The organism is Pseudomonas sp. HMSC063H08, from assembly GCF_001813645.1.
Lineage (GTDB): Bacteria > Pseudomonadota > Gammaproteobacteria > Pseudomonadales > Pseudomonadaceae > Pseudomonas > Pseudomonas aeruginosa.
This window is the reverse complement of the sequence record NZ_KV813371.1, coordinates 3,088-3,997: the sequence shown is the minus strand read 5'-3', so window position 1 is coordinate 3,997 and position 910 is coordinate 3,088. Positions and strand designations below refer to the sequence as shown.

Sequence of the window (910 nt, the reverse complement as noted above, 5' to 3'; positions counted from 1 at the left end):
GGTTCGGTGATCATCGAGTCCGCCAAGGTGGAGGTGAAAGCGCTGGAGATCATCGGCGCCCCGGGCAGCAGCGGAAGCACATTCCTGCAGATCGGCCAGGAGGACTCGAAGTGAGCGCGCTGGAGCTTACTCCTCCTCACTCAGTCGAGGCAGAGCAAGCGGTACTCGGTGGCCTGATGCTGGACAACGCGGCATGGGACATTGTCGGCGATCACCTGCATAAAGAGGACTTCTTCCGGCATGAACATCGGCTGATCTTCACCGCCATCAGCGAGTTGGCCGCGAAGGACGCCCCGTTTGACGTCGTGACGGTGTCGGAAGCGATCGAAGACCTTCCAGAAGCCGGCGGGCTGGCCTACCTCGGCCAGCTCGCTGACAACACGCCCTCCGTGGCCAATATCGAGGCTTACGCGCAGATCGTTCGCGATCGGGCGCACCTGCGGCAGTTGATGTCTCTCGGGCACCACTGCACCAGAACCGCCTCGAACCACCAGGCGAATCCCTGTGAGGTTCAGGAGGAGATCGAGCAGAAGCTGTTCGCCCTCGGCCAAGATCAGCACAAGTCCGACTTTGTCGATATCAACAAGGGCCTCGCGAAGATCGTCGACACCATCGATTACCGCTTCAACAACAACGTGACGGTAACGGGGGTCCCGACAGGCCTGAAGGATCTCGACGAGCTCTCCGGCGGACTACAGAAGTCGGATCTCATCATCGTCGGTGCCCGTCCCTCGATGGGCAAAACGTCGTTTGCCCTCAACTTGATCGACGCCGCGCTACAGAGCGACCAACAGAAGTCTGTCCAGGTTTACAGCATGGAAATGCCAGCAGAGCAGCTGCTGTTCAGGCTTGCTGCCCTGCTCGGCCACCTGGACCTTGGCAAGCTGATGAAGGGCCAACTGCAAGAAGA

1 protein-coding gene is annotated in these 910 nt (G+C 60.0%); it reads left to right on the top strand.

Going from position 1 to position 910, the window contains the following annotated elements; genetic code table 11:
- Positions 1-110: 110 nt before the first annotated feature.
- Positions 111-910: DnaB-like helicase N-terminal domain-containing protein (locus HMPREF2924_RS06905; protein WP_305887153.1), on the top strand; the 800-nt coding region annotated here is incomplete at its 3' end.